The 26,630-nt window shown below is 60.5% G+C and carries 24 protein-coding genes; 6 read left to right on the forward strand and 18 right to left on the reverse strand.

Going from position 1 to position 26,630, the window contains the following annotated elements:
• Positions 1-21 precede the first annotated feature (21 nt).
• Positions 22-2,808: a sensor histidine kinase gene (locus tag ACOAP0_RS07365; RefSeq protein WP_498374979.1), complete on the forward strand. Its 2,787-nt coding sequence runs from the start codon at positions 22-24 to the stop codon at positions 2,806-2,808.
• Between the two features lies 1 nt (position 2,809).
• On the opposite strand, the gene ACOAP0_RS07370 is transcribed toward ACOAP0_RS07365, so the two are convergent.
• The 11 genes from ACOAP0_RS07370 to argS form a co-directional block, all read right to left on the reverse strand.
• Positions 2,810-3,670, reverse strand: coding sequence for a hypothetical protein (locus ACOAP0_RS07370; protein WP_498374978.1), 861 nt, complete (start codon positions 3,668-3,670; stop codon positions 2,810-2,812).
• Positions 3,671-3,759: 89 nt separating this feature from the next.
• Complete coding sequence (locus ACOAP0_RS07375) at positions 3,760-3,951, reverse strand: hypothetical protein (RefSeq protein WP_087495338.1); 192 nt, start codon at positions 3,949-3,951, stop codon at positions 3,760-3,762.
• A 237-nt stretch (positions 3,952-4,188) separates the two neighbouring features.
• Positions 4,189-4,605, reverse strand: a complete 417-nt coding sequence (locus tag ACOAP0_RS07380) for a putative toxin-antitoxin system toxin component, PIN family (RefSeq protein ID WP_498374977.1) — start codon at positions 4,603-4,605, stop codon at positions 4,189-4,191.
• Positions 4,598-5,872: a THUMP domain-containing class I SAM-dependent RNA methyltransferase gene (locus ACOAP0_RS07385; protein WP_498374976.1), complete on the reverse strand. Its 1,275-nt coding sequence runs from the start codon at positions 5,870-5,872 to the stop codon at positions 4,598-4,600. Before ACOAP0_RS07385 ends, ACOAP0_RS07380 begins: the two co-directional genes overlap by 8 nt.
• Positions 5,869-7,467: an RNA polymerase factor sigma-54 gene (locus ACOAP0_RS07390; protein WP_498374975.1), complete on the reverse strand. Its 1,599-nt coding sequence runs from the start codon at positions 7,465-7,467 to the stop codon at positions 5,869-5,871. Before ACOAP0_RS07390 ends, ACOAP0_RS07385 begins: the two co-directional genes overlap by 4 nt.
• Before the next feature lie 8 nt (positions 7,468-7,475).
• The gene (lptB, locus tag ACOAP0_RS07395) at positions 7,476-8,252 is read right to left on the reverse strand and encodes an LPS export ABC transporter ATP-binding protein (protein WP_498391353.1); all 777 of its coding nucleotides are present in this window, start codon (positions 8,250-8,252) and stop codon (positions 7,476-7,478) included.
• Positions 8,249-8,854: a lipopolysaccharide transport periplasmic protein LptA gene (gene lptA, locus ACOAP0_RS07400; RefSeq protein WP_481875134.1), complete on the reverse strand. Its 606-nt coding sequence runs from the start codon at positions 8,852-8,854 to the stop codon at positions 8,249-8,251. The genes lptB and lptA overlap by 4 nt, the downstream gene beginning before the upstream one ends.
• Positions 8,855-8,928: 74 nt before the next feature.
• Positions 8,929-9,861 carry an exopolyphosphatase gene (locus ACOAP0_RS07405; RefSeq protein WP_481875133.1) on the reverse strand — a complete coding sequence of 311 codons (933 nt, stop codon included), beginning with the start codon at positions 9,859-9,861 and terminating at the stop codon, positions 8,929-8,931.
• 98 nt (positions 9,862-9,959) lie between these two features.
• A complete protein-coding gene (locus tag ACOAP0_RS07410; RefSeq protein WP_087497283.1) occupies positions 9,960-10,616 on the reverse strand; it encodes a thiol:disulfide interchange protein DsbA/DsbL in 657 nt (218 codons plus the stop codon).
• Between the two features lie 60 nt (positions 10,617-10,676).
• Positions 10,677-11,348 (reverse strand): SPOR domain-containing protein, encoded by a 672-nt coding sequence (locus tag ACOAP0_RS07415; protein WP_087495346.1) that lies wholly within the window; start codon positions 11,346-11,348, stop codon positions 10,677-10,679.
• 21 nt (positions 11,349-11,369) lie between these two features.
• The gene (argS, locus tag ACOAP0_RS07420; RefSeq protein WP_498374974.1) at positions 11,370-13,067 is read right to left on the reverse strand and encodes an arginine--tRNA ligase; all 1,698 of its coding nucleotides are present in this window, start codon (positions 13,065-13,067) and stop codon (positions 11,370-11,372) included.
• Positions 13,068-13,210: 143 nt separating this feature from the next.
• On the opposite strand from argS, the gene ACOAP0_RS07425 reads away from it, so the two are divergent.
• A complete protein-coding gene (locus ACOAP0_RS07425) occupies positions 13,211-13,516 on the forward strand; it encodes a PsiF family protein (RefSeq protein WP_087495348.1) in 306 nt (101 codons plus the stop codon).
• 63 nt (positions 13,517-13,579) lie between these two features.
• Here ACOAP0_RS07425 and ACOAP0_RS07430 read toward each other — a convergent pair whose 3' ends face one another.
• The 7 genes from ACOAP0_RS07430 to recG form a co-directional block, all read right to left on the reverse strand.
• Positions 13,580-15,460, reverse strand: coding sequence for a putative bifunctional diguanylate cyclase/phosphodiesterase (locus tag ACOAP0_RS07430; RefSeq protein WP_498374973.1), 1,881 nt, complete (start codon positions 15,458-15,460; stop codon positions 13,580-13,582).
• Positions 15,461-15,481: 21 nt separating this feature from the next.
• Positions 15,482-16,378, reverse strand: a complete 897-nt coding sequence (gene ubiA / locus ACOAP0_RS07435) for a 4-hydroxybenzoate octaprenyltransferase (RefSeq protein ID WP_498374972.1) — start codon at positions 16,376-16,378, stop codon at positions 15,482-15,484.
• Between the two features lie 33 nt (positions 16,379-16,411).
• The gene (locus ACOAP0_RS07440; RefSeq protein WP_498374971.1) at positions 16,412-17,383 is read right to left on the reverse strand and encodes a LysR substrate-binding domain-containing protein; all 972 of its coding nucleotides are present in this window, start codon (positions 17,381-17,383) and stop codon (positions 16,412-16,414) included.
• Positions 17,384-17,432: 49 nt separating this feature from the next.
• Positions 17,433-18,323, reverse strand: a complete 891-nt coding sequence (locus ACOAP0_RS07445; RefSeq protein ID WP_481875126.1) for a DMT family transporter — start codon at positions 18,321-18,323, stop codon at positions 17,433-17,435.
• 67 nt (positions 18,324-18,390) lie between these two features.
• Positions 18,391-19,344, reverse strand: a complete 954-nt coding sequence (locus tag ACOAP0_RS07450) for a hypothetical protein (RefSeq protein WP_498374970.1) — start codon at positions 19,342-19,344, stop codon at positions 18,391-18,393.
• 28 nt (positions 19,345-19,372) lie between these two features.
• On the reverse strand, positions 19,373-20,182 hold the full coding sequence (locus ACOAP0_RS07455; RefSeq protein WP_498374969.1) for a substrate-binding periplasmic protein: 810 nt from the start codon (positions 20,180-20,182) through the stop codon (positions 19,373-19,375).
• A 140-nt stretch (positions 20,183-20,322) separates the two neighbouring features.
• Positions 20,323-22,425 (reverse strand): ATP-dependent DNA helicase RecG, encoded by a 2,103-nt coding sequence (recG, locus tag ACOAP0_RS07460; RefSeq protein WP_498374968.1) that lies wholly within the window; start codon positions 22,423-22,425, stop codon positions 20,323-20,325.
• 68 nt (positions 22,426-22,493) lie between these two features.
• Here recG and ACOAP0_RS07465 point away from each other — a divergent pair, with 68 nt between their 5' ends.
• From ACOAP0_RS07465 to tgt, 4 genes are all read left to right on the forward strand, one after another.
• Entirely contained in the window at positions 22,494-23,477 is a 984-nt protein-coding gene (locus ACOAP0_RS07465) for a Bug family tripartite tricarboxylate transporter substrate binding protein (protein WP_498374967.1), read from the forward strand.
• Positions 23,478-23,538: 61 nt separating this feature from the next.
• Positions 23,539-24,153 (forward strand): hypothetical protein, encoded by a 615-nt coding sequence (locus ACOAP0_RS07470; RefSeq protein WP_498391354.1) that lies wholly within the window; start codon positions 23,539-23,541, stop codon positions 24,151-24,153.
• 85 nt (positions 24,154-24,238) lie between these two features.
• Positions 24,239-25,321, forward strand: coding sequence for a tRNA preQ1(34) S-adenosylmethionine ribosyltransferase-isomerase QueA (queA, locus tag ACOAP0_RS07475; RefSeq protein WP_498374965.1), 1,083 nt, complete (start codon positions 24,239-24,241; stop codon positions 25,319-25,321).
• A 30-nt stretch (positions 25,322-25,351) separates the two neighbouring features.
• On the forward strand, positions 25,352-26,563 hold the full coding sequence (tgt, locus tag ACOAP0_RS07480) for a tRNA guanosine(34) transglycosylase Tgt (protein ID WP_498374964.1): 1,212 nt from the start codon (positions 25,352-25,354) through the stop codon (positions 26,561-26,563).
• The last annotated feature ends 67 nt before the right edge of the window (positions 26,564-26,630 follow it).

Here is a 26,630-nt window from a genome sequence, read left to right on the forward strand (position 1 = left end):
GAAGAAACGTCCCCCACCTGCATGAACACGCCATTTCGCCCACGCCGACTTCCCAAGTATTCAGGAGCTGTCGCGTGGTGCTGGTTATGGGCGTTGGCGCTGCTCTGGACGCCTTCGCTCCATGCTGAAGGCACGCGGGTTCTGCTGATTGCCTCCTACCACCAGGGGATGGCGTGGAGTGATGCGCAGATCGAAGGGGTACGGCAGGAGCTGGCACCGCTGCAGCCCACCATAGACCTGCAGGTGGAATATCTCGATACCAAACGCACAGCCCCCAGTGAGCGTTATTACCAGCAGTTCGAAAGCCTGCTGCTCGCCAAGATGGGAGCGCTGCCGCCTGCACTTATCCTGGCTGCCGACGACGATGGTCTGGACATGGCCTTGCGCCTCAGAGACAAGCACTTCCCCCGTGTCGCAGTGCTGTTTTCGGGGGTGGCCATCAGCCGGCGCGCTGCGTTGGCGCAGATGAACAATGTCGGTGGCGTGTTTGATGACCTCGATGTTGCAGACAGCTTGGCATTGGTGCTCAAGCTCCGCCCCCAAACCCGCCGCCTTGTCGTGATACACGACCAGAGCCGCACCAGCCTGGCCCAGGTGGAGACCTTGCGCGAAGTGATCCGGCCACTTGCCGGCTTGCAAGTGGAGTTTTTGACCGGTCTGAATGCAGAAGCCATCCAAGCAAAGCTCGGCCTGTTGACGGCGAACGATTTGGTATTTGCACTGCCGTTCAACAAAGACGCCAGAGGCACGCACTTCTCTCACGAGGAGGCTGCGGATTTGTGGGCCCAAGCGTCGAACGCGCCGGTAGCCGTGACCCGGGATGTGGCCATGCGTCCGGGCATTCTCGGCGGCTATCTTGTTTCGGGCCTAGAACAAGGTCAAGCCACAGGTCGCCTGGCCCAGCAGCTGATGACCGGCAGTATCACCGTGCCCTTGCCCATGTCGTCTGTTCCCGGCAAGGCCACTTTCGACTTCCAACAAATGGAGCGCTGGGGCATTCCCCTGGATCTGCTGCCGGCCAATGCGGTCCTGCTCAACCGGCCCGCTGACCCATGGGATGACCTGCGCCCTCACCGTGCATGGCTGCTGGCACTATTCAGCAGTTTGCTGGTCATCATCGGTTTGTTGATCTACGGAATGTACAGCCGCAGAGCGGCCATACGGGCCATTCGTGCCAGCGAAAAGAAGTACCGCGAACTGTTCGACCACAGCCCGGACGCCATGATCGTGCGGGATGTCGCCAGTGGCCGGGTGGTGGATATCAACCCACGCTTCGAAGCCTTGTTCGGCTACACGCCGGCAGAAGCCCGTCTTCTGCAGCCCCATGAATTGACGGCCATCGGGGGTGAGTTCACCGAAGAGGCGGTTCAGGAGCGCTTTGCCCGCGTTTTGCAGACCGGGCAGCAAGTTTTTGAGTGGCACCAACGGCGCAAAGATGGCAGCCAGTTCTGGTCCGAAATTTCGATGGTGCGCATGGAAATGGGGAACCGCGTTCGCACAGTGTCTACCGTCCGGGACATCAGTGATCGCAAACTGGCAGAGCAACGGGCCCGTGAGCTCGAACATCGCATCCGGCAGATCTATGAGAACCTGCCGATCGCTGTGTTTGCAATTGATGCAGAACACCGGGTCACGTTCTGGAATCCGCAAATGACCCGCTTGACGGGCGTGTCTGCCAGTGAGGTGGTCGGCACCACCAACAGCTGGCGCGGCATTTACAAAACCGCACGCCCCACACTGGTCAACCTGCTGGTGGATGGCGCTGATGCAGAAACACTGGCGCGCCATTACCCGACCAAGCTACGCCAGAGCACAGACCTGCCTGGTGCTTTGGAAGGAGAGGACTATTTCAGCAACCACGACGGTACCAAAGGCATGTGGGGCCGGTATTGTGCGGCCCCCCTCAGGGATGCCGACGGCAAGATCAGCGGTGCCATTGAGACCCTGATTGATGTCACCCAGCTCAAGCGGATCCAGACCAATCTGCAGGACTTGAACCGCGAACTCGAAGCCCGGGTGGAGGCCCGCAATCAGGAACTGCAACGTGCCATGGGCCAATTGGTGCAAAGCGAGAAATTGGCCGCACTGGGCAGTCTCGTCGCGGGGGTGGCCCACGAGCTCAACACCCCGATCGGTAACGTGATGGCGGTCGCCTCCACACTCACCGAGGAGGCGGCGTCTTTCGGGCAGAAGCTGCTTTCGGGCACGGCGCGGCGTTCGGATGTCGAGAAAGGCGCGCAGCGCATTGAAGAGGCCAGCCAGTTGATTGAACGGAATGCAAGCCGGGCTGCCAAATTGATCAATGACTTCAAAGAAGTGGCCGTCGACCAGACCAGCAGCAGGCGCCGCAGGTTCCAGCTGCTGGCCGTGGTGGAGGAAGTACTGCACACCGCCAAGCCGATGTTCAAGACCCCGGATCATGAGGTTCAGCTGGAGATCGCCGGGGATCTGGAGCTCGACAGCTACCCGGGCCCCTTAGAGCAGGTGCTGACCAACCTGCTGAGCAACTCCGTCCATCACGGATTCGACGGCATGGACAGCGGGCGTATCTCCATCGAGGCGCGTCTGGAGGGAGTCATGGTGATGCTGCATTACGCCGACAACGGACGTGGGATTCCTGCGTCCAGCCTGCCCCATATCTTCGAGCCTTTCTACACCACCAAACTAGGGCGCGGTGGCAGTGGCTTGGGGATGTACATCGTCTACAACCTCGTCAGCAATGTGCTGGGCGGCCACATAGGCATTGAAAGTGAAGAGGGAAGTGGAACCCATATCCGGATTGCCTTGCCGCAGGTGGCTCCCAGCTAGGCTAGATCTGCGTTCTCAAGGTCACACTGAACTGGCGGAAGTTGTTGTCGTAGAGCCGGGTCGTGGAACGGCTGACCGAATCGTTCATTTCAACGCGCAGCGATACCTTGGAGGTCAACGGCCATTGGGCTGAGAGGTCGGTCATATGGGTAGCGTCCATCCGGACGGGATCATCCTCAAAGGCGCTTTCGTCAAACACGGCCCGCCGGTAGCTGCGGCCGAAAGACCAATCACCACCCCACATGGACCAATGCACAGTCGCGCTGAGCAGCGCACTGCGATTCGAGAGATCTGCATAGCCCCAGCGGTTCTCCTCCCGGCCCACGATGGCCGAAAAGTCCAAACCTGAAATAGCTTTGCAAGGATCGGTGTACTGGCGCAGAAGCAACAGGGAGCGGGAGGTGGCATCCATATCCCGCAGATCTGCGCCATGGCGGTATTCGGAGATTTCTGCCACCACACTCCACATGGACTCGGCGTCCGCACGGGTCCAGTTCAGGATCAGGCCGGTACTGTCACGAAAATGCGCGCCGCCTACATCAAAGGTCTGGAGATTTACACCCACGCCGCCACTGCCACCCCACAAGGGATGCATCAATGAGGGCTGCACGGAGACAGTCTGATAATCGAGATCGGGTTTGGCTGGTGACTTTTTGAGGGTGGCATCACCGGAGAGAGATACGGTAAAGCCTTTGTCCCAAGCCCATTCGGCGGAGGCCTGCACGCTGGTCCGCACGTGTTCACCGCTCAGGTGCTTGAGGTCGTCGAGGTACACGATGGTGCTTTCCGGGGTGAGCTGGAAGACCGGAGCACTCTGCGCCTCGTGCCCTATGCCCGTGTCAATTTGCAGCTGGCTCGACACCAACGACTGCGCGCACGCCGGGGCCCCATGGCCCGCGACGAGCGCGCACAGAGGAAACAGCGCCAGAGCGCCGCTCCACCTGCAAAGCATCAAACGCCCTTGTAGCAAACGCGCTGGTATTTGACGGTGCCATCAGCCTGTTGCACCGCGGCGGTATAGCACTTGATGCCCTTGCCAACACTTTGGGCACCTTCGCGGGCAGCAGCCACATTGGGGAGCAAAGACAGGCTGCCGAAGGCTGCGGCAACCAGTACGGAACGAAGCATGAAAGATGTACGCATGATGATTTCCTTTCCAGGAGAGGGTTGTGCCGCCGACCCCCATGGTCAGCAGCGCTTCTGGAGATAGCGCGAAACATGCCAGTTTTTGCGGGAAAATTTCCCATGAAAATCAAGCACTTAGGAAATCACGCTTGGGAGACATCCGAAAACCGGGTGATATCCCCCACCGATTGGGGGCATATGGCGCAGTCGTCATGGCCATGAGCCACCGCTACGTCCGATATCAAATGCTATAAATCAAATAGCTGCCCGCGCAGACGCACCGAGCGCCAGAAGGCGTTTTGCCATGGAAAGTACCGCATGGTCCTTGCTCAGCACCAGGCACCGGTGGGCCACGGCCAGGTCGATAAAGCGCTGGTCGTCCGGATCTTTGCAGGTGACAGGTGCTTTGGGGGCGGGGTCCACGGTAAGCACCCAGGCATCACGCGCCGCCAGCACATCCTGCGGGTCCAGGCCGTAAAACGCAAGACGCTTGGCAATCTGGGGGTAGGCCAGCACCCGATCCAACTCTTCACGCATGGCGCCCGTCGACAGCCAGCGCAACTGCCCCGTCTCCAAGGCTTCGCACAGCGGCAAGGTCAGGGGGTCTTTGAACACCAACAAATCGAGCACGATGTTGGTGTCCAGCACGATGCCGGGCACCGGCTCAGTCATGCGCCTCGGGAGCAGCAGGTTTGGCCAGTCGGCCCTTCACCATGTCGAATTTGAACAGACGGCACTCCAGCGGGCCGTTCCACATGGGCACTCGGCGGGACTCTTTGAGGCGCATTTTGCTGGGCAGCTTGAGGTCGGGAGTGAGCATCCAGGCGGTCCATCCGCTGTAGTTCTTCTTCCAGTGGCTGGCCAGCTGGTTGAAGAAGTCCACGCCGTCGTCCGCCTCTGCCAGCTCGCGAGCGCCGAAACGGGCACCTTCGCCCTCACCCGCCACGCCGCCGATGCCGATACGCTCGCCGTACGGCGGGTTGATGACCATCACGCCACCACCGGTCTCGCTCACATCAATCGGGGGCATACGCTGCAAAGCATCACCGCCGCGGAATTCGATCACATCGGCCACCCCGGCGCGCTGCGCATTCCGTTCAGCAAAGTCGACCATCCGGAAGGACACATCACTGCCGTAAATCAAGGCTTTCTGGCCTGGCTCCGGCTTCACAACAGCGTCAGCAGCTTCTTTTTTCATAGCAGCCCATTCCTCGGAGCGGAAGGGCTTGTACTTCTCAAACGCAAACCGGCGCAGCGAACCGGCTGCGATGTTGCAGGCAATCTGCGCAGCCTCAATGACAACGGTGCCGCTGCCGCAGCAAGGGTCGTACAAGGGCAGCAAATCGTCGTCACCCGATGCCCAGCCGCTGGCAGCGATCATGGCGGCCGCCAGGGTTTCTTTGAGTGGCGCATCGCCCTTGTCCTCACGCCAGCCCCGCTTGAACAACGGTTCGCCGGAAGTGTCGATGTAGAGCGAGCAGGCATCGGTGGTCAGGTGTGCGTAAATGCGCACATCGGGCCATTGGGTATTCACGTCCGGCCGCACACCGCCCGCCACTTCGCGGAAGCGGTCGCACACGGCGTCCTTCACTTTGAGCGCCGCAAAGTTCAGCGAGGTGAGCGGGCTGTGCTGGGCAGTGACTTCCACCTTGATACTTTCGCGCGGAGTGAACCAGCGCTCCCACGCCACTTGCATGGCGGCGCGGTACAGGTCCTGCTCGCTGCGGTATTCGGTGTACGACACTAGCACCAACACCCGCTGGGCCAACCGGCTGTACAGGTTGAGCAGCATCGCATGCTCAAATCCGGTACGCACGGCCACGCCCCCGCGCTGCTTGGTGATGCAGCCGGGTGGTAAGCCGGTGATCTGCAAAATCTCCGGCGCCAGATATTCCTCCACGCCGGCGGCGCAGGGGAGAAAGAGAGTCAATTGGTTCATAGCGCTTTGCGGAGTGAGGCGGGGGCAATCTTCAGGCCCTCGCGGTATTTGGCCACGGTGCGCCGGGCGCATTCAATGCCCTGCTCTTTGAGCATGTCGGAAATCTGGTTGTCGCTCAAGGGCTTTTTCGGGCTCTCGGAGGCGATGAACTGCTTGATCAGCGCCCGCACCGCCGTGCTGGAGGCGTTGCCGCCGGACTCAGTGCCTAGGCCGGACCCGAAGAAATATTTCAACTCAAACGTGCCGAAGGGCGTCGCCATGTACTTGGCAGTGGTCACCCGGCTGATGGTGGATTCATGCAAGCCCAGTTCGTCTGCAATTTCGCGCAGCACCAGCGGGCGCATGGCCAGTTCGCCATGGGTGAAGAAGTTTTTCTGACGCTCCACAATCGCTGTGCTCACGCGCAGGATGGTGTCAAAGCGCTGTTGGATGTTCTTGATAAACCAGCGCGCCTCCTGCAGGCGCTGCTGCAGACCGGCGTGGCTGGAGCTGGCTTTGTGGTTGCGCAGCACATTGGCGTAAATGTCGTGCACCTTGAGGCGCGGCATCACATCCGGATTCAGTTGCACCCGGAATTTGGGCATTCCGCCCACTTTGCCGATGGGCACCACCAGCACATCAGGTACGACGATATTGCGCTCCACATCAATGAAGCGGCGGCCGGGCTTGGGCTCCAGACGGGCTATGAGCGCAATAGCCTCGCGCACCAGAGCATCGCTACCCACACCTGCTTGCACGAGGCGCTTGATGTCGCGACGGGCCAGCAGTTCCATGGGTTGCTTGCAAATGGCCAAAGCCACCTGCAGTACCTCAGTGCGATCCAATTCGCCATCTTCATCTGCGGTGGTCAGCAATGCCCGCAGCTGCAAGCGCAAACATTCACCCAAGTCACGCGCACCGACGCCGATCGGTTCCAGGCTGTGAAGCAGGCCCAATGCCACAGTGAAGTGGTGCACCAGTTCGTGGAGCTGCTCTTCGTCGGCAGGGTGCAGACTCTGGGCTAGCTCGGCCAGCGGGTCTTCCAGGTAGCCGTCGTCGTTGAGGGACTCGATCAGGAACCGCAAGGCCGCGGCATCTTCGGCGCTCAAGCGCAAACCGGCGGCTTGGCGGTGCAGAAAGGTCTGCAAAGACTCGCCCGAACGTGCCAGTTCGGTCGCATCCTTCTGCTCGTCGTCGTCCAGGTTGTTGGTTTTGGCTTTGGCATCCACACCCCACTCGCCGTCGTCGGGGGTCATCTCTGTGGTGCCGTCGCCCTCCCAGTCGGGTTCATCGCTGCCGGACAGCGGAGTCGTTTCATCCTCATTCGAGCTGCTAGCGCTTGTACTGCTTGCGTAGTCAGCTATCGAATTAGGAGCAAAGTCACCTTCTTCTGATAGACGGTCTCCATCACTCACCGGTGCATCTACCGCATCCAGGCCAAAGTCTTCCCGCTCAGCACGCTCTTCGGTGAGCTCCAGGAAGGGGTTTTCGTCCAGCATCTGCTCCACCTCCTGGCTGAGCTCCAGCGTGGAGAGTTGCAGCAAGCGGATAGATTGTTGCAGCTGCGGGGTGAGCGCCAGATGCTGCGAGACGCGAAGCGAAAGACCTTGTTTCATCGATCCGCTTACATCTTGAAGTTTTCGCCGAGGTAGACACGGCGGACATCGGCGTTGTTCACGATATCGGCCGGAGTGCCTTCGGCCAGCACATGCCCGTCACTGATGATGTAGGCGTGGTCGCAAATACCCAGCGTTTCGCGCACGTTATGGTCGGTGATGAGCACGCCAATCCCACGCGCCTTCAGGAAGTTGATGATGCGTTGGATCTCGATCACCGCAATCGGGTCGATACCTGCAAAAGGCTCATCGAGCAGGATAAAGCGCGGCCTTGTCGCCAGCGCGCGGGCTATTTCCACCCGACGGCGCTCGCCACCGGAGAGGGCAAGCGATGGAGACTCCCGCAAATGCTCCACACGGAGCTCTTGCAGCAAATCGGTAAGCCGGTGCTCGATCTCAGCCGGCTTCAAAGGCGCACCGGCATCATCACGCTGCAGTTCCAGCACTGCACGTACGTTGTCTTCCACATTGAGCTTGCGGAAGATGGAGGCTTCCTGCGGCAGGTAGCCGAGCCCCAAGCGGGCGCGCCGGTAGATCGGCATGTGCTCGATGCTCTGGCCGTCGATGGTGATGTCGCCTGCGCTGGCGCGCAGCAGACCCACAATCATGTAAAACGAGGTCGTTTTGCCGGCACCGTTGGGGCCCAGCAAGCCCACTACTTCACCGGTGCGCACGGCCAGAGAAACATCTTTGACGACCTGCCGCTTGCCGTAAAACTTCTGAAGGTGGCGGGCCTCAAGCCGCCCGGTAGCGCTGTCCGGGGTATCGGGTACTGCTGCGTTCACGGAACAGCTTTCTCAATCTGGGTCGTGGGCTTGAGCACCGCACCTGCAGCGGGTGGCGTCGTGACCGGATCGGCCTTGGGGGTCAGCATGGCACGCACACGGCCTGCGGGTGCAGCAGCTGTCTTGGGGGTGCCATCTACGGTAAAACGATCGGTCAGGTTCTCGTACACGATGACCGCACCGGTCACCTCGTCGGCCACCGTCGCACCCCGCAAACGGCGCATCTGGGCTTTTTTGATGAAGCGCACGGTATCGGCCTTGCCGTCGTACTCAATGGTGTCCCCCTCGCCTTCGATGAACTCATCCAGTCCATCACGCTTCTGGCGGAAGAAGGCCTGCTTGCCGGGAGCGCCGGTCACCAGACCATATTGATAGCCCTCAGGGTCCTGGCGCACCTCGATTTGCGCGCCACGGATCAGGATGGAGCCCTTGGTGAGCACCACGTTGCCGGAAAACACACTGACCTGCTTGAGGTCGTCGTACCGCAACGCGTCCGACTCCACGTTCATCGGTTTGTTGCGATCAGCCTTTTCGGCCCGAATACCCTCCGCCACACCGCACAGGGCCAGCAGTACTGACAGGGAGAACAGGATTTTTTTCATAAGGGCACGAAACTTGCTCGAAGAGCGCTCGTTGCATTGTACCGAGCGCTTCAGGCTTCCTGCCCTTGGTGCGCTCAACCGTCGGCGTTAATTTTGCTGATCAGTGCTTGAAGCACATCTGCGGCCTGCGCGTTGTCGACCTGGCAGGTTCCCGCATTGGCATGGCCGCCTCCGCCGTAACTCAGCATGAGCTCCCCGATATGGGTGTTGGAACTGCGGTTGGTGATGGACTTGCCGGTGGCAAACACGGTGTTTTGCTTTTGCAAACCCCAGAGCACGTGGATGGAAATATTGGTCTGCGGGAACAATGCATAAACCATGAAACGGTTCACGGCGTAGATGGTTTCTTCATTGCGCAAGTCCAGCACCAGAAGGTTGCCATGCACTGTGGAACAGCGCAAAAGCTGCTCCTTGGCCTTTCCGGCATGTTCGAAATACAGCTCCACGCGCTCCACCACGTCCGGTAACTGCAGAATTTCGTCGATGCCGTGGTTACGGCAGTACTGAATCAAATCCATCATCAGCTGGTAGTTGCTGACGCGGAACTCGCGGAAGCGACCCAAGCCCGTGCGCGAATCCATCAGATAGTTCAGGAGCACCCAACCGCTAGGATTCATGATCTCGTCATGGCTGAAACGCGCGGAGTCGCCCTTGTCTACCGCTTCCATCATGTCGTGAAAGCGCGCGGGAAAGCGGCTTGCACCGCCGTAGTGGTCGTACACCACGCGGGCAGCAGAGTCCGCATGCGGCAGGATGATGTGGTTTGAGCGTTCGCCGGTGTTCCGAATAGTCTCGGATTCGTGGTGGTCAAACGCCAGGTGCACACCCGGCACATAAGGCAGGTTGGTGGTGATGTCGCGGTTGGACACCTCCACCTTGCCATCTTGCATGTCTTTGGGGTGAACGAACTTGATGTCGTCTATCAAGTCCAGCTCGTTGAGCAGGACGGCGCATACCAGTCCATCGAAATCGCTACGGGTAACCAGACGGAATTTCTGACTCGACATAGAACGAACCCCTTGACGCAAAGATAAGGAAATTCATTCTAGCCCCGCCTTTGGCGGTGTGCGGCGGTCAGGCACAAAGCCGGACCGCCACGGTCGCATCAACCGCGGCCGGCGCGAACGTCAGCGACCAGGGACTCCACCACTTGCAATGCGCGAGGCATGTTGCCGGCGAGAGAACCATCGGTGTAAAAACGACCGGCAATACCCAAAGCTGGCACGCCTTCCACCTTGTAAGCGTTCTGCAACTGGGCTGCTTTACCTGCCTTGGTGGCTACCGTAAAGGAGTTGTACTGCGCCACGAACTTGTCCTTGTCCACGCCTTGCTGAGCCACCCATTCCAGGATGGCTTCAGGTCGGGCAAGGTTTTGTTTTTCGTTGTGAATGGCGTTGAACACTTTGGCGTGCAACTTCTCCACCAAGCCCATGGCTTCCAAGGTGTAGTACAGGCGCTGCTGAGGTACGAAGCTTTCCTGGAATGCAACCGGCGCGCGACGGAAGGACACGTCTTTCGGCAGGGTTTTGATCCAGCCCTGCAACAGGGGCTCAAACGCATTGCAGTGCGGGCAGTTGTACCAGAAGAACTCGACCACTTCGATCTTGCCAGCGGGGGCTTCGGTCGGTGCGCGGGGATCCAGCGGCAAGTAATCGGTTCCCGCTTGGGGCTTCTTGGCTTGGGCCTGAACCAAGGGAGACCAGGCTGTGGAAGCGACCAGAGCGGCACCCGTGGCCACGTGAGTGAATGCGCGACGTTTCATTTCAAAAGACTCCATAGAGGCGGTGTGAGTGGACCCACCGCCGAAAGTTCCGGGACAGACTCAGCGTTGAACGCGAACCAGCGCCGTTTCCAAGCCGGCCTTGTCCATTTTTTCCTTGGCTTTGTCCGCGTCATCCTTCTTGTCGAAGGGGCCTACGCGTACGCGGAAGACCTGTTTGCCGGAAAGCTCCCGCTCCGAGATCTTGGTCTCGATGCCACTCAGTGACAATTTGGCGCGCTGGCTTTCTGCATCTTCTGCAGAGCGGAAAGACCCAACCTGCACCCAGTAGGTAAACACATCGCCATCCACCGTACCTGCTTTGGCCTTGGCCAAGTCACCCAGTGGGTCGGCCGATGCCTTGGCGTCGGCCTTTGCATCCGGCTTCGCTGCAGCTTTGGGGTCTGCCTTGGCGTCCGCTTTCGGATCGGCCTTGGCATCAGGCTTGGCCTCTACCACCTTGCCCGCGGCTTTAGCGCCCGAAGCAGGCGTGCCGGGCACGGTAGCCACAGGCACTGCCGGCGCGGGATTCTTGCCATACATGGGCGCGTTGGGATCCCAATTTTTGTTCTTCTGGGCTTCAGCCGCATCCTGGTCCGCACTGCGGCTTTGGCTCTTGTTCATGAAAGGCACCGGGACCTTGGTGACGTACACCGCCACCGCCAGAGCGGCGCCCAATCCCACCACCACGCCCACGATGAACCCGACCAGGGTCCCGCCACGCTCGTTCTTCATGCCTTGCTTTCTTTGAAGGAATTACATCTTTTGCGGGGCACTCACGCCCAGCACGGCCAAACCATTGTGCAGCACTTGCGCAGTCGCGGCGACCAAGGCCAAGCGGGCCAACTTGACCGCCTCATCATCCACCAGGATGCGCTCGGCATCGTAGTAGCTGTGGTAGCTGGCGGCCAGCTCGCGCAAGTAGAAGGTCACGTCGTGCGGAGCCTCGCCTTCCGTTGCAGCGGTCAGCATTTCGGGGAACTTGGCCAACAGCAGCATCAAGGCCTGTGCTTGCGAACTTTCCAAGGCCGAGAGGTCCACGCCCTTGAGTGCAGCCACATCGCCACCCCAGCTCGCCAGCACCGAACAGATGCGCGCGTGCGCGTACTGCACGTAATAGACGGGGTTGTCGTTGTTCTTCTGCACGGCCAGGTCCACATCGAAGGTGTACTCAGTGTCCGGCTTGCGGCTCAGCAGGAAGAAGCGTACGGCGTCCTTGCTGGTCCACTCAATCAGGTCGCGCAAGGTCACATAGCTGCCCGCGCGCTTGCTGATCTTGACCTCTTCACCACCGCGCACCACACGCACCATGGTGTGCAGCACGTAGTCGGGATAGCCTTGGGGAATGCCCACATCGGCTGCTTGCAAGCCGGCACGCACGCGTGCAATGGTGCCATGGTGGTCGGTGCCCTGGATGTTGACGACCTTGGCAAAACCGCGCTCCCACTTGGCGATGTGGTACGCCACGTCCGGCACAAAGTAGGTGTAGCTACCGTCTTTCTTGCGCATGACGCGGTCTTTGTCGTCGCCATAGTCGGTGCTCTTGAGCCAGAGCGCGCCGTCTTGCTCATAAGTCTTGCCGTTGCCCACCAGCTTGTTCACGGCGGCATCTACACGACCACTGGTGTACAGACTGGATTCCAGGTAGTACTGGTCAAAGTGCAGATTGAAGGCCTGCAGGTCCTTGTCCTGCTCATTGCGCAGGTAGGCCACGGCGAATTGGCGGATGTTGTCGTAGTCATCCACATCGCCATTGGCGGTGAACTCACGGTCATCGGCCTTGATGGAGGCCTTGGCCTTGAAGGCTTCGGCAATGTCGGCGATGTAGTCGCCGTTGTAGAAGGCTTTGCTTTCCGGGTTATCCGGGTCGGTCGGCCAGCAACTGTCTCCGGGCTTGAAGCCTTTGGCACGCAACTGGGTGCTTTTGGTCAGCGTGTCGATCTGTACACCCGCGTCGTTGTAGTAGAACTCACGGTGTACCTTGTAACCTTGGGTGGCAAACAGGTTACAAATGGCATCGCCCAGCGCGGCCTGGCGGCCATGGCCCACGTGCAAGGGGCCGGTCGGGTTGGCAGACACAAACTCCACCAACACCGGCTTGCCGCTCTCGGGCTGGTATCCGAATCGTGCTCCTTGGCCCAGCACCTCGCGCACTACCTCCTGCTTGGCAGCAGGTTTGAGGCGTATGTTGATGAAGCCGGGGCCGGCAATCTCGATGTCCTGGACCCACCGTTGGTATACCGGAGTGGCCAGCAATTCGCCGCGCAGAGTTTCTGCGAGCTGGCGAGGGTTCATTTTCAGCGGCTTGGCCAGCTGCATGGCAGCGGTCGTTGCGAAGTCGCCATGGGCGGCAACTTTGGGCGACTCAAAGGCGGCCTTGGGGCCGGCGCCGGGTGAGAGGTTTTCCAGGCAGGCGGCCAGCGCCTGCAGAAGTTCGTGTTTGACAGTAAGCATCCGTGGATTTTACGGGCCACGGAAAACCGCTGTTTCTGTGACTTTGTCATCGCAGACCGTCATCGGGCCGTTGTATGCTGAGGTTCCCTTTCCGGGATTTCTGCAACGGCAGGTCGCTGCCAACTTTTCACACGGGACTACAAATGAAGCAACTGATCTCTCTCATGGCTTTGGGTTTGGCTCTGGCAGTTGGCGGCGCGCACGCTGCAGATGACAAGGCACCCACCGCTCAGCAGAGCAAAATGAAGACTTGCAATGCTGATGCCAAAGACAAAAAGGGCGATGAGCGCAAAGCCTTCATGAAGGAATGCCTGAGCGCCAAGCCCGCAGCAGCCGAAGACGGCAAGACTGCGCAGCAAAACAAAATGAAGACCTGCAACGCCGACGCCAAAGACAAAAAAGGCGACGAGCGCAAAGCCTTCATGAAAGAGTGCCTGAGCGCCAAGTAATTCAACTTCGCGAAGGGCCCCCAAGGACCCGGCCACTGGCCGGGTTTTTTTGTTGGCTTTGGCCTAAAGAAAGCTGGTGGCAAACATGTCTGCTGCCAAAGGCCGTGCGAACCAGTAGCCCTGCCCGGTGCGGCAACCCATCTCCAACAGCAAGGCGCGGGCATCGTCGCTCTCCACGCCCTCGGCATGGGGTAGCAACTTGAGACTCTTGCCCATCTGGATGATGGCAGTCACGATGGCTTGCTGCTCAGGCTCCGCCAACATGGCGCGGACGAAAGACTGATCAATCTTGATTTTGTCGGCAGCAAATCGCTGCAAATAGCCCAGGTTGGAATAGCCCGTTCCGAAGTCATCAACGGCAATGGACACGCCGAGCGCCTTCAGGTGGCGGATGGTGTCGGCAAGCGTAGTCGCATCTCCCATCAGTACCGATTCGGTGATCTCGAGCTCCAGGCAAGCGCCGGGCAGGTCGGAGTTTGCCAGTGCCATGCGTACGGCACTCTCCAGGTCCCCCCGGTGCAATTGCACCGGTGAAATGTTCACCGCAACCACCAGAGGCTGACCCGGCCGCTGCCATTTCACGGCCTGCCGGCAGGCCTCTTCCAGCACCCAGTGCCCGATATCCACGATCAAGCCGGATCGCTCTGCCGCGGGAATGAACTCCACCGGCCCCAACAAGCCCCGCACCGGATGCTGCCAGCGTATCAGCGCCTCAGCGCCCAACAACCGGTGATCCTGCATATCGACCACTGGTTGGTAGTGCAATACAAACTCACCTCGCACCAAGGCCGTCTGCAGTTCCGCCACGAGTCGCGGGTTTGCGCTCAAGTCGTCCTGCATCATCACATCAAAGAAACGGAAGGTATTGCGGCCCGCCTGCTTAGCCTGGTACATGGCCAGGTCCGCATGACGCAACAAGGTGTCGAAATCGTGCCCGTCCCGGGGGTACACGGCCAATCCGATGGAACATGAACTCGACAACTCGGAGCCCTGGACGCGATAAACACCCCCGAGGTGCTCCAGCACCTCGTTCGCCGCCTTGCTGGCAGCCTGAATATCCGGCACGTCGAGCAAGCCGACCAGAAACTCGTCGCCACTCTGTCGCATCACAACGTCCGTTTCACGCACTGCAGACCGCAAGCGCGAGGCGATCTGTTGCAGAAACTCGTCGCCTGCTGCGTGGCCCACCGAATCATTGATGAACTTGAAGTTATCCAGATCCACAAACATCAGGGCCACATGGCTACCGGATGTTTGCGCACGAACGATGGCTGCCTCCATCAGCTGCCGTCCGAGGCTGCGGTTGGGGAGCTCTGTCAATGCATCATGCTGGGAGAGGTAGGTGAGATGTGCCTGAGATTGACGGTATTCGTCTATGCGAATGTGCAACTCCCCGAGCAACTTCCGCCAATCAGACACGGTAATCCACACCGCAAAGGCGCTGGCTAGCAGCACCACCCACACGTCACGCAACAGCTCCAGCTTGGTGCTATTCATGACATCGCTTCGCCAAAGCAACACCGAGGTGGCGTACTGCAGAAACGCGCTGAAGAGCAGCATGGCGGCCAGGTAATAAATGAAATGCCTGCCCCCAAGCAACAGGCCCGCGACAACCAGAATAATGGGGTAGGCCAACAGGGCGACGTCTTGGAGACCATTGCTGATCCACATCAGGCCGGACACCGTCGCCCAGATGATCCACAGGATGATCACAAATCCGCGGTCGCTCTCGTACTCCGCTTGAGCGTGCAGGCTGTAGGCTGTCGCAGCAGTTCCTGTGAGCAGGAGGCCCGCCACCCACCAGTTTTGCTGCAGCAGATAACTGACCCCGATTAACCCAAAAGCCCCCATCACCGACCAGGCCAGCTGGCGCATACGGCGCGCCCGGAAAGGCAGCCGCGCACCCCGTACAGCGGAGTCTTGCGGCGGTACGGGGGTGTTCATGGGGTGGGTTAAAAAGAAAGACTAGGCCAGTGTGCTGGAAATGACGATGCCTGCAAAGACGGCAAACCCCACCCAGTGGTTGAGGCGGAAGGCCTTGAAACAACCCTCGCGCGAGCGGTCTTTGATCAGGGTGCCGTGCCACACCACCTGGACGATGGCGGCTGCCACGCCCAGCCACCAGCCCCAAGCCTCCCGCAAGCCGGGCAAAACCAGCCAAGTCCAGATCAGCAGATACACCCCGTAAAAGGCCAACACGGCCACGACATCCCAGCGCCCCAAGGTGATGGCGGATGTCTTGATGCCGATGCGCAAGTCATCATCACGATCGACCATCGCGTATTCGGTGTCATAGGCCAGCACCCAAAACAGGTTGCCGACCAGCAAAGCCCAGGCCTGCCATGGCACATCTGCCCGCACTGCCGCATAGGCCATGGGAATACCGAAGCTGAAAGCCACCCCCAACACCGCTTGCGGCATGGACACGTGGCGCTTGGCATAGGGGTAGACCAGGGCCACCGCCAGCGCTGCGAAGGACGACGCAATCGTGACCGCATTGGTCGTGAGCACCAGTCCAAACGCCGCCAACGCCAGCACCGCACCCACAGCCAAGGCCTCGCGGCTGGAAATCCGGCCACTGGTGACGGGGCGCTGTGCCGTGCGTTTGACGTGCTTGTCGAATTCGCGGTCTGCCACGTCATTCACACAACAGCCCGCGCTGCGCATGAGGATGGTGCCCAAGGTGAACACGGTGATGAGGTGCCAACCGGGAAAGCCACCAGCCGCCAGCCAGAGGGCCGACAGCGTGGGCCAGAGCAACAGCAACCAGCCGGCAGGCCGGTTCCAGCGGATCAGATCAAGGTAGAGGCGGAGTTTGTCTTGCACAAGATTACTATCAATTTCATAGCTGCTTGCGCACATTCCACGGGCGCCAGCAGCACTTTTTACTCAAAATCAGGAGAGTCGACCCACACCCGGCAATTCACAGCTGTAAATGGCATTGCGCAACGCGGCAATCGCCTCATAGCGGGTAAAACTGCGGCGCCAAGCCAGCACCACACGGCGTGTGGGAGGCGGCAGGCTGCTGCCATCGGATCGCGTGTCCAGCACCGGCAGGTATTTCACAAAGCTTTCTTCGGCACCCCGCTTTTTGGGCTCCAGTGCCTCTTTGGGAACGCTCAACCGTGGAACCAAGGTAATGCCCATGCCGGCCGCCACCATGTGCTTGATGGTCTCGAGCGACGAGCCTTCGAAGCTCTTGCGAATGCCTTCGGCATCGCTGGAGAAGCGGGCGAACTCGGGGCAGACTTCGAGAACGTGGTCACGGAAGCAATGGCCGTTGCCCAGCAGCAGCATGGTCTCGCTCTTGAGTTGTTCGGCGGTCACCGAGGCTTGCTGCGCCAATGCGTGGCTGGAGGGCACCGCGGCAAAAAAGGGCTCGTCATACAGTGGCGCCAGGGCCAGACCGGTGTCGGGAAAAGGCTCGGCCAGAATGGCGCAATCGATCTCGCCGGTACGCAGCATCTCCAGCAGCTTGACGGTGAAGTTCTCCTGCAGCACCAGCGGCATCTGCGGGCTTTTGGTGATCACCTGGCGCACCAGGGCCGGCAGCAAATAGGGGGCAATGGTGTAGATCACACCCAGCTTCAATGGCCCGGCCAGCGGGTCTTTGCCACGCTTGGCGATGTCCTTGATATTGGCCGCCTGCTCCAGCACGCTTTGGGCTTGACGCACGATTTCCTCGCCCAGGGGAGTCACGGTCACTTCGTTCGCGCTGCGCTCGAAGAGCTTTACGTCCAACTCTTCTTCGAGTTTTTTAACCGCCACCGACAGCGTAGGTTGCGAGACAAAACAGGCGTCCGCCGCCTTGCCGAAATGGCGCTCGCGGGCGACGGCGACGATGTACTTGAGTTCTGTGAGCGTCATAACAGCATTCCCTCCGGGTCAACCATGATGCCACGGTCGATAGTCTGAATCAATGAGCGTGTCCTTTGGGTTCGATAATGACCAGGGCAATACCGCACACCAGCAAACCCGCCCCGCCCCAGAAAGCGGCATCCGGAGCTTCACTGAAGAACACCGCACCCAGCGCCGGGCTGAAGAGCAAGAGAGAGAAGCTGCCCGCCTCTACCGCCGAGGCGTCGCCTGCCCGGTAGGCAAAAAAATAGCCCAGGTAAATGCCCGCTGCAGCAAAGCCCACCAAAGGGAGCAGAGGCCACAAATTGCTGGCCACCGCAGGCAACTCAAACCCGGTGAACAGGCCGAAGGTCAGCCAGCATGCGACTTGGCTCCAGGTGAGGACGGCAATCGGATGCTCGGTGCCGGAGTACTTTTTAAGCACGATGCCCAGCATGGACTCCATCAAGGCGCCGAACAAGGCCACCAGGGCCGCGGGACGGAAGGCCTCTGCCCCGGGTTGCAAAATCACCAGCACCCCGCCAAAACCAACCGCAACCCCGGTCCACCGCAACCAGTGCGGCTTCTCTCCCAGAAAAAACACTCCCAAGGGCAACATGAACAGCGAGCCCGTCATCAAAAACGCGCTGGCTTCCGCGAGCGGCAGATGCGACACCGCATACGCCGCGCACCAGGCCGAGGTCACGATGAAGCAGGCCCGCAGCATGTGAAGCCAGGGCTGACGGGTGCGCACCACCCGCCCACGGGTAGCGATCCACACCGGCACCAACATGGCCAGCACCACGGTGGCTTGCAAAAACAACACCTGTTTGGGCAGGATGCCCTGCCCCATCAACTGCTTGTTGCATGCGTCCAGGACTGACCAGCAGAACATGGCCAATACGACCAGCATCACGCCGCGGGTGTTGCCGGACAGCGCGTGCCAGCGCATAAGAAAACGAGAAACCATAAATGAGGGAAACCTGTGCGGACGCCGCTGAAAAAGCGCTCCACTATAGCGAGGCGGAATGACGCGCTCAGGTTGTGATGGCGTTGGGCCTTTTGAAACTGTCGCGCAGCATTTCCAGACGCTCTTTCCATGCACGCCGAACATCCGGCGGCATGTTCTTGAGCACGCGGAAGGAGTGTGGGTCCGGATTGCCTTCCGCATCCAGGACATTGATTTCCAGCTCACCACCCAGCGAGGTGATGGTGGCGCCCTTCAAAGTGGTGTGGGCCGTTTGCTTGCCCGAATGCAGGGTGATGCGCCCGGTGGCATCCAGATCAATGAACCATTCAATGCCGCCCTTGCCGTCCAACCCGGTCTCCGTGTTGGTACCCGTAAAGCCTGCCACCCTGCGCCACTGAGCGATCTGTTCCTCAGGCGGAATGGCCACGGCCTTGCCTTTGGCTTTGGCGGCGGCGCGCATTGCTGCCACCTCTTCGGCCTCACGCTTGGCAGCTTCTTCGACTTCCAAACGCGCCTTGCGTTGGTGTTCCTGGCGCTCAACCCAAACCTGGATCTGCTTGGCAAAGCCGATGAACTGATCTGCCACCTTGGTGGGCACATGGTCCAGACGCAATACCGCGTCTTCTTCGGTGGCCTGAAAGGCCATGCTATGCCAGCCGGTGGGTAACGTCGGGTCCTGCCCGGGTTTGGGGTTGTTGATGGTGCGCACCATGCGCGATAGCTCAATGCGCAAACCCAAGGCGTCAAAGGTCACGTCCAGCGCTCCGGACTTTTCCATGGCAAGCTGCTTGTCGTTGGCTTTCTGGCTGTAATGGGCCTTGCGGGCCTTGACGCGCACCTTGCCGGCGCCCTTGAGCATGTCGACGCTGAATCCATGTGCTTCAAATCGCTGACCGCCGGGGATTTTGGCAACCGTAGTGCGTAGCCAGAATGCCTGCAACTCCGCATACAGGTAGGCGGATACCGACAGCACAAAAATTGCGCCCAGGCTCCACCAGATCCAATCCATTTGTCCACTCATCCGGCGATGTTAATCGGACTGCGGCGGCTCAACGGCAGGACACGGTTTCCGCGGATGTCACACAGGGCACAAACCGCTCCCGGATGCGCTTGTAGCTACCGTCGTTCATCATGGCCAGTAGCGCACGGTCCAGCGCCGCCACGAAATCCGGCGTGTTGCTCAGGCGGCTTAAGGCGAGCAGTCCGGGGTCATCCGAAGTCACCACGCGCGTCCGGACCACGGCATTGCTCAGCCCCAAGCTCTGCAACTCCACCCAGGCACTGACCTCGTCAGAAATCAGTCCGTCCAGACGCCCCATTTGCAGCAGGCCCCAGGCACTGCGGCGGGAGGTCAGGGGCTGCGTGCGGGCCATGAACTCCGGGTTCTTGATGAGTTCATCGTATTCGGCGCCATACGCCACGCCAAGCTGGACGCCCAGCTTGAAGTCCGTACCCACCATGTCCGCCAGGCGGGTGAAGGCAAAGCGCTGACCCGCCGCCTTGCTCATGAACAGCACATTCGGCGAGCGATTGACCGGTCTGGAGAAATACGCAAACTTCTCGCGCTCCGGGGTTTTGCGGGCGCCGGGCAGGATGTCCAACTTGCCTGCCTCCAGCTCCACCAGGCCGCGTGCCCAGGGCATTTCCTGCCACTGCGCTGAACAATCCATGCGGCGCAAGGCCTCACGCACCAGCTCCACATAGAGTCCGGTCGGTTGCCCGTCGGTACCCCGGAACGAATAGGCGCCATCGTCATACCAACGCACGGACTTGCTGCACGCTGCCGCCATGGCGCCCGAATGCAACGCCCAGCACATCAGCAGCACCCATGCAGGGCGCCATGTAGTCCAGTAGCTCATGCCTCCCGCTTTCCCTTCATGGCCAGACCCGCATGGTTCCATGGTTGGATGCACCGTGTCAATACGCTGTTCTGCGCATATATGCTACAAATTTCATAGCTACTCGCGCACGCACACCATGCGCCAAGGCCAGATTTCATTCAGGCCTTGAGAAATTCTGCTTTCCCCCCCAACCAGCGGGCCACATGCTTGGCCGCCAAGTGCGGGTAGGTATCGAGCAGCATGGGCGCTTCGGCTTTGGCCCAGTCCAGCAGCTCGGTGTCGGTAGCCAGGTCCGCAAAGCGCAGCATGGCCTCGCCGCTCTGCCGGGCGCCCAAAAATTCACCGGGACCGCGGATCTCCAAGTCACGCCGGGCAATCTCAAACCCGTCATTGGTCTCGGCCATGGCCTTCAGCCGCTCCCGAGCCGCTTCGCCCAATCGTGGGGCGTCGCCGGTGGAATACAGCAGCACACAAGCCGATGCCGCAGCGCCCCGCCCTACCCGCCCGCGCAACTGGTGCAGCTGGCTGAGGCCGAAACGCTCGGCATGTTCAATCACCATCAGCGAGGCATTGGGCACATCCACACCCACTTCAATGACCGTCGTGCTTACCAGCACTGACATCAGCCCCGCGGTGAAGGCGCCCATGACGGCCTTTTTGTCATCCACATGCATGCGCGAGTGCAGCAGCCCGATCAGCACCGGCTGACCATCTGAACGGGTAGCGCCCTGCAAAGCTTCTGCCAAGTCCGCGTGGGTCTGGGTGGCATTGCTCAGGTCCAAAGCTTCACTCTCTTCAATCAGCGGGCAGACCCAATAGACCTGCCGGCCTTGGCTGATCTGGGCGCGGATGCGCTCAATCACCTCGTCACGCCGCGCGTCGTTGACCACTTTGGTGACGATGGGTGTGCGCCCGGGAGGCAGCTCGTCCAGGGTGGATACGTCGAGGTCCGCGTAGTAGCTCATCGCCAATGTTCTTGGAATCGGGGTGGCCGTCATCATGAGTAGATGGGGCTCCATATCCTCGTGGTGCAATTTGTTGCGCAGGGCCAGGCGTTGCGCCACGCCGAAGCGGTGCTGCTCATCGATGATGGCCAGGGCCAGGTTCTTGAACTTCACCTTGTCCTGGATGATGGCGTGAGTGCCCACCACCAGCTGCGCTTCTCCACTCTCGATCAGGGCCAGCATGGCCCGCCGCTCCTTGGCCTTTTGGGTACCGGTAAGCCAGGCGGTGGTGATGCCCAAGGGCTCCAGCCAGCCCAGCAGCTTGCGAAAGTGCTGCTCGGCCAAGATTTCGGTGGGCGCCATCAGCGCGCACTGCCAGCCGGCATCCATGCAAATAGCGGCAGACAACGCTGCCACCACGGTCTTGCCGGCACCCACATCGCCCTGCAGCAAACGGTGCATGGGGATGCGGCGCGCCATGTCCTTGGCAATCTCTTCACCCACGCGTTGCTGCGCATTCGTCAGGCCAAAAGGCAGCGCTGCCAGCAGCCGTGCATGCAAAGTGCCGCCTTCCACAGCCTGGAGCTGCGGAGCCTTGAGGCTGGCGCGTTCACGCCGGCTTTGCAATTGACTGATTTGTTGGGCCAACAGCTCCTCAGCCTTGAGGCGTTGCCAAGCGGGGTGACTGTGATCCATCAAGGTGTCGAGCGACACATCCGGCGTGGGGTGGTGCAAAAACTGTAGCGCGTCGCGCAGTGTCCACAAGGCCTGCTGGCCGTTTTGGTGCTGACGATGCTGCAACCACTCCAAATCACCGGGGGCAAAGGTGTCGCTCAAATCTGCGCGCGCCAGTCCGGAGAGCACCGCCTTGCGCAGGTAGGCCTGGGGCAGGCCCGCCACCGTGGGGTACACCGGTGTGAGTGCGGTCGGCAGATCCCCCCCGGCGGCTTTGAATGTGGGGTGCAGCATGGTGCGCCCCAGAAAACCGCCTTTGACTTCACCACGCACCCGCACCTTGTTGCCCACCGCGAGCGCCTTTTGCTGCGAGCCATAGAAACTGAAGAAACGCAGGGTGCAGGTGTCGGTGCCGTCATCCACGGTCACGATGAGTTGCCGGCGCGGCCGGTAGCTCACTTCCTGGTGGGTGACCGTGGCTTCAATCTGGACGGGGGTGCTGTCGCGCACGTCAATGAGTTTGACGATGCGGGTTTCATCCTCGTAGCGCAGCGGCAAGTGCAAAGCCAGGTCGATGTCCCGGCGCAGGCCCAGCTTTTCGAGGGCTTTTTGCGACTCGGTTTTGGGCTTGGCGTCAGACATGGGCGCATTGTGCCGCACTACACTGGGGTGTTTGCCTGCACGCGCGGGCCCACCCCTAAGGAGACCCCATGAAAAAATGGATTGCACCGCTGGCCGTCGTGGCCACCCTGCTAGGCGGCGCTGTCAGCGCCCCCAGCTACGCCCAAACAGCCGCCTACCCGTCCAAGCCTATCCGGCTGGTCATCCCCTTCCCGCCCGGAGGCGGCACCGACATCCTCTCCCGCCTGGTCGCAAGCAAGCTGACCGAAAACTTCCAATGGACCGTAGTGCCCGACAACAAGGCTGGTGCCGGCGGCACTATCGGCATTGCCGAAGCCATCAAGGCGGCACCCACAGGGTATGACATGGTCATGGGCCAGAAAGACAACCTGGTCGTGGCCCCTTGGCTGTACGGCAACCTGCCCTGGGATCCGACCAAAGACCTGGTACCCGTGGCCCACGTGGCCTACACCCCGGTGGTGATCGCCACCGCCGCCAACTCCAGGTTCAAGACACTGGCCGATGTGGTTGCAGCCGCCAAAGCAGCACCCGACACCATCACCTACGGCTCGCCCGGCAACGGCACCACCATTCACCTCGCGGGCAACCTGTTCGAAAAGGCCGCCAAGGTCGACATCCGCCACATCCCCTACAAAGGATCCAACCCCGCACTGATGGATGCACTGGCCGGTAATGTGGATTTGTTGGTGTCCTCTGTGCCTTCCGCGATTGCCCAGATCAAAGCGGGCAAATTGCGTGCCTTGGCGGTGACGTCTGCGGCCCGCAGCACCTCGCTGCCTGATGTGCCCACCGTAGCCGAGTCCGGCTACAAGGACTTTGATGTGAGCACCTGGTACGGCCTCTTCATGCCCGCCGGCACACCTGCCAATGTGGTCACGCTGATGAACAGCAAGGTCAACGAGCTGCTGGCCAAGCCTGAATTCAAAGAAGCCATCCACGCCCAAGGGGCGGAGCCTCAGGCCATGAAGCCAGAGCAATTCGGCAACCTGCTGAAAGCAGACTACGCCAAGTGGAAAGGCATCGTTCAGGCATCGGGCGCCAAGGTGGAATAGTCCGGAAGAAGCCGCAGAACGCAATGGCTTCAGGTTTGCCATTTCCTGCCGATATCAAGGCATGGAAATGGCTTACTCCGAACTCGAAGCGTGCCCGTCAGAAACCTCGCCGCTCACGCTGCGCATGCGGTCTGCGATTGCCCTGAGTGTCCGCAATTGCCTGTGCCACTGGTTTCCCCACAATTTCCACTCCCTGTGCCACGCGTTTGCAGTGGTGGGCTCGAATGTCGCAAGCATCGCGCTTGACCGCAACTACCGCCCGGTTGCGGGCTTGGCGGCTATAGATGCGGGCAATGACCAGATTATTGTGATGGCCGATGAGCAGGCATTCAGCCACCCGCTGGGCGGTGCCTACCACTGCTGGATCGAGTCGGATGACGCGGCTCCGGTGGAGCTGGTGGACTTCACTTTTGAACATAACCACGTCTATGCCGAAGCCAACGGATACCCCTGGACCGGAGAGGCATCGCCGGCGTATCTGTGGGGCCCTTCCGACGTCGTATCGATCCGCACCCCCCTGGCCAGCCTCCGCGCGGGCTTTGGCAAGGACAAAATCTGGGTGAGCGAACCGCAGGCAGGCGCGCGTTGGATGCAAGCGCACATTGCCAACAACACCAACGCCTATGTGCAGCTCACCTCTGACGCTTTGGCCCGCTATCAACAGCTGATGGTTTGAATCGCTTGGCATTCTGCAAAAGCACCGCTATGGGAAAATAGCGGCCTTTCAACCTTGGAACGGGCCTGTCCGGCCCTCAAGCACCATGTCTTTGCCTTCCCCTGACGCGCAACGCGTCTTCACCCTCAGCGATTTCGATTTTGAGCTTCCCGAAGCCCTGATTGCCCAACACCCCGCCGCAGAACGCAGTGCGTCCCGATTGCTGGACGGCACGGGCGAAGTGTCCGTAGACCGCATCTTCAAAGACCTTCCCGGCCTGCTGCGTGCAGGTGACTTGCTGGTGTTCAACGACACCAAGGTCATCAACGCCCGCCTCTTCGGCGAAAAAACCACCGGCGGCAAGGTGGAACTGCTGATTGAGCGCGTGCTGGGCGGCAACCAGGTGGCAGCCCACATGCGGGTCAGCAAAAAGCCCGAGGTAGGCGCCACCATCAAGATGACCTGTGCCCCCGGCCACGAAGACGGCCTCTGCGCCACCCTGTTGGGCCGCTGGCCGAATGTGGATGGGCCGATTTACCGCTTTGTGCTCAGCAACGACCGCGGCGACGACCCCTACACCCTGATGGAGCGCCACGGCCATGTGCCCCTGCCGCCCTACATCACCCACAGCGACTCACCGGAGGATGTGCAGCGCTACCAGACCGTGTTTGCCAAGAACCCTGGTGCTGTGGCCGCGCCCACAGCCGCCTTGCATTTTGACGAAGCTGTGTTCGCGCAGCTCGATGCCATCGGCGTACAGCGCGCACACGTAACGCTGCACGTGGGCGCAGGCACTTTTCAGCCGGTCAAGACCGAGAACATCGCCGAGCACCAGATGCACAGCGAGTGGTACAACGTGCCGCTGGAGACTCAAGAAGCCATTGCTGCTTGCAAGGCACGGGGCGGGCGCATCGTCGCGGTGGGCACCACCAGTGTGCGCACCCTGGAGAGCTGGGCCAAAACCGGCATTGCCAGTGGCGACACCAACATCTTCATCACGCCCGGTTTTGACTTCAAGTTGGTCGATGTGCTGGTCACCAACTTCCACCTGCCCAAGAGCAGCCTCATGATGCTGGTGAGCGCCTTCACGGGTTACGGCCACGTGATGGGCCTGTACCGCGACGCCATCGCCCGCGGCTACCGCTTCTTCAGCTATGGCGACTCCATGCTGCTGACTCGCCGCACTTGAACTCCACTGATCACTGACACGGGTACCCCCATGCTGAAATTTGACCTCCTGAACAACGACCCCGCCAGTGCCGATGGCAGCTACCTGGGCAGCCACGCCCGACGCGGGCGCCTCACGCTGAACCACGGCGTGGTCGAAACCCCCATCTTCATGCCCGTGGGCACCTATGGCACCGTCAAGGGCGTGATGCCGCGCAGCCTGCACGACATGAATGCCCAGATCATTCTGGGCAACACCTTCCACCTGTGGATGCGCCCCGGCCTGGACGTGGTGCAAAAGTTCGGCGGCCTGCACCAGTTCGAGAAATGGGACAAGCCCATCCTCACCGACTCCGGCGGCTTCCAAGTCTGGAGCCTGGGCGAAATGCGCAAGATTTCCGAAGAAGGCGTGAAGTTCGCTTCTCCTGTGAACGGCGACAAGCTGTTCCTGACGCCCGAGATCAGCATGCAGATCCAGACCACGCTGAACTCCGACATCGTGATGCAGTTCGACGAGTGCACGCCCTATTTGTCGGTGGAGCCCAAAACCAAAGGCCAGATCACCACCGAACGCGAAGCCCGCAGCTCCATGGAACTCAGCCTTCGCTGGGCCAAGCGTTGCCAGGACGAGTTCGCCCGCCTGAACAACCCCAACGCGCTCTTCGGCATCGTGCAGGGTGGCATGTTTGAGCACCTGCGTGACGAATCGCTGGCAGGTCTTGAAGCACTGGACTTCCCCGGCATCGCCGTGGGTGGCTTGTCGGTGGGCGAACCCAAGGAAGACATGATGCGCGTCCTGAAGCACATCGGTCCCAAGTTGCCCAAGCACAAGCCCCACTACCTGATGGGCGTGGGCACGCCGGAAGACCTGATTGCCGGCGTGCAAAACGGCATCGACATGTTTGACTGCGTGATGCCCACTCGCAACGCGCGCAACGGCACCCTGTTCAGCCGCTATGGCGACCTGAAAATCCGCAACGCCCGCCACAAGAGCGACGAGCAGCCCCTGGACGTGACTTGCACCTGCTACGCCTGCGCGGGCTCGAGTGGTGTGAGCTGGGCCAACGGCGGACGCGATGGCTTCAGCCGTGCCTACCTGCACCACCTGGACCGCTGCGGCGAAATGCTGGGCCCCATGCTGGCCAGCGTACACAACCTGCACTACTACCTGAACCTGATGCAAGAAGTGCGCGATGCGCTGGACGCAGGCCGCTTTGGCGCATTCGTGCAGCAGTTCCACGCAGACCGGGCACGCGGGGTGTAAGTAGCGCCCGAACGCTTGCAGAAAAGAAAACGGGGCCATCAGGCCCCGTTTTTTTGCTATTTATTTC

The organism is Curvibacter sp. Hmag1.1 (assembly GCF_059769165.1).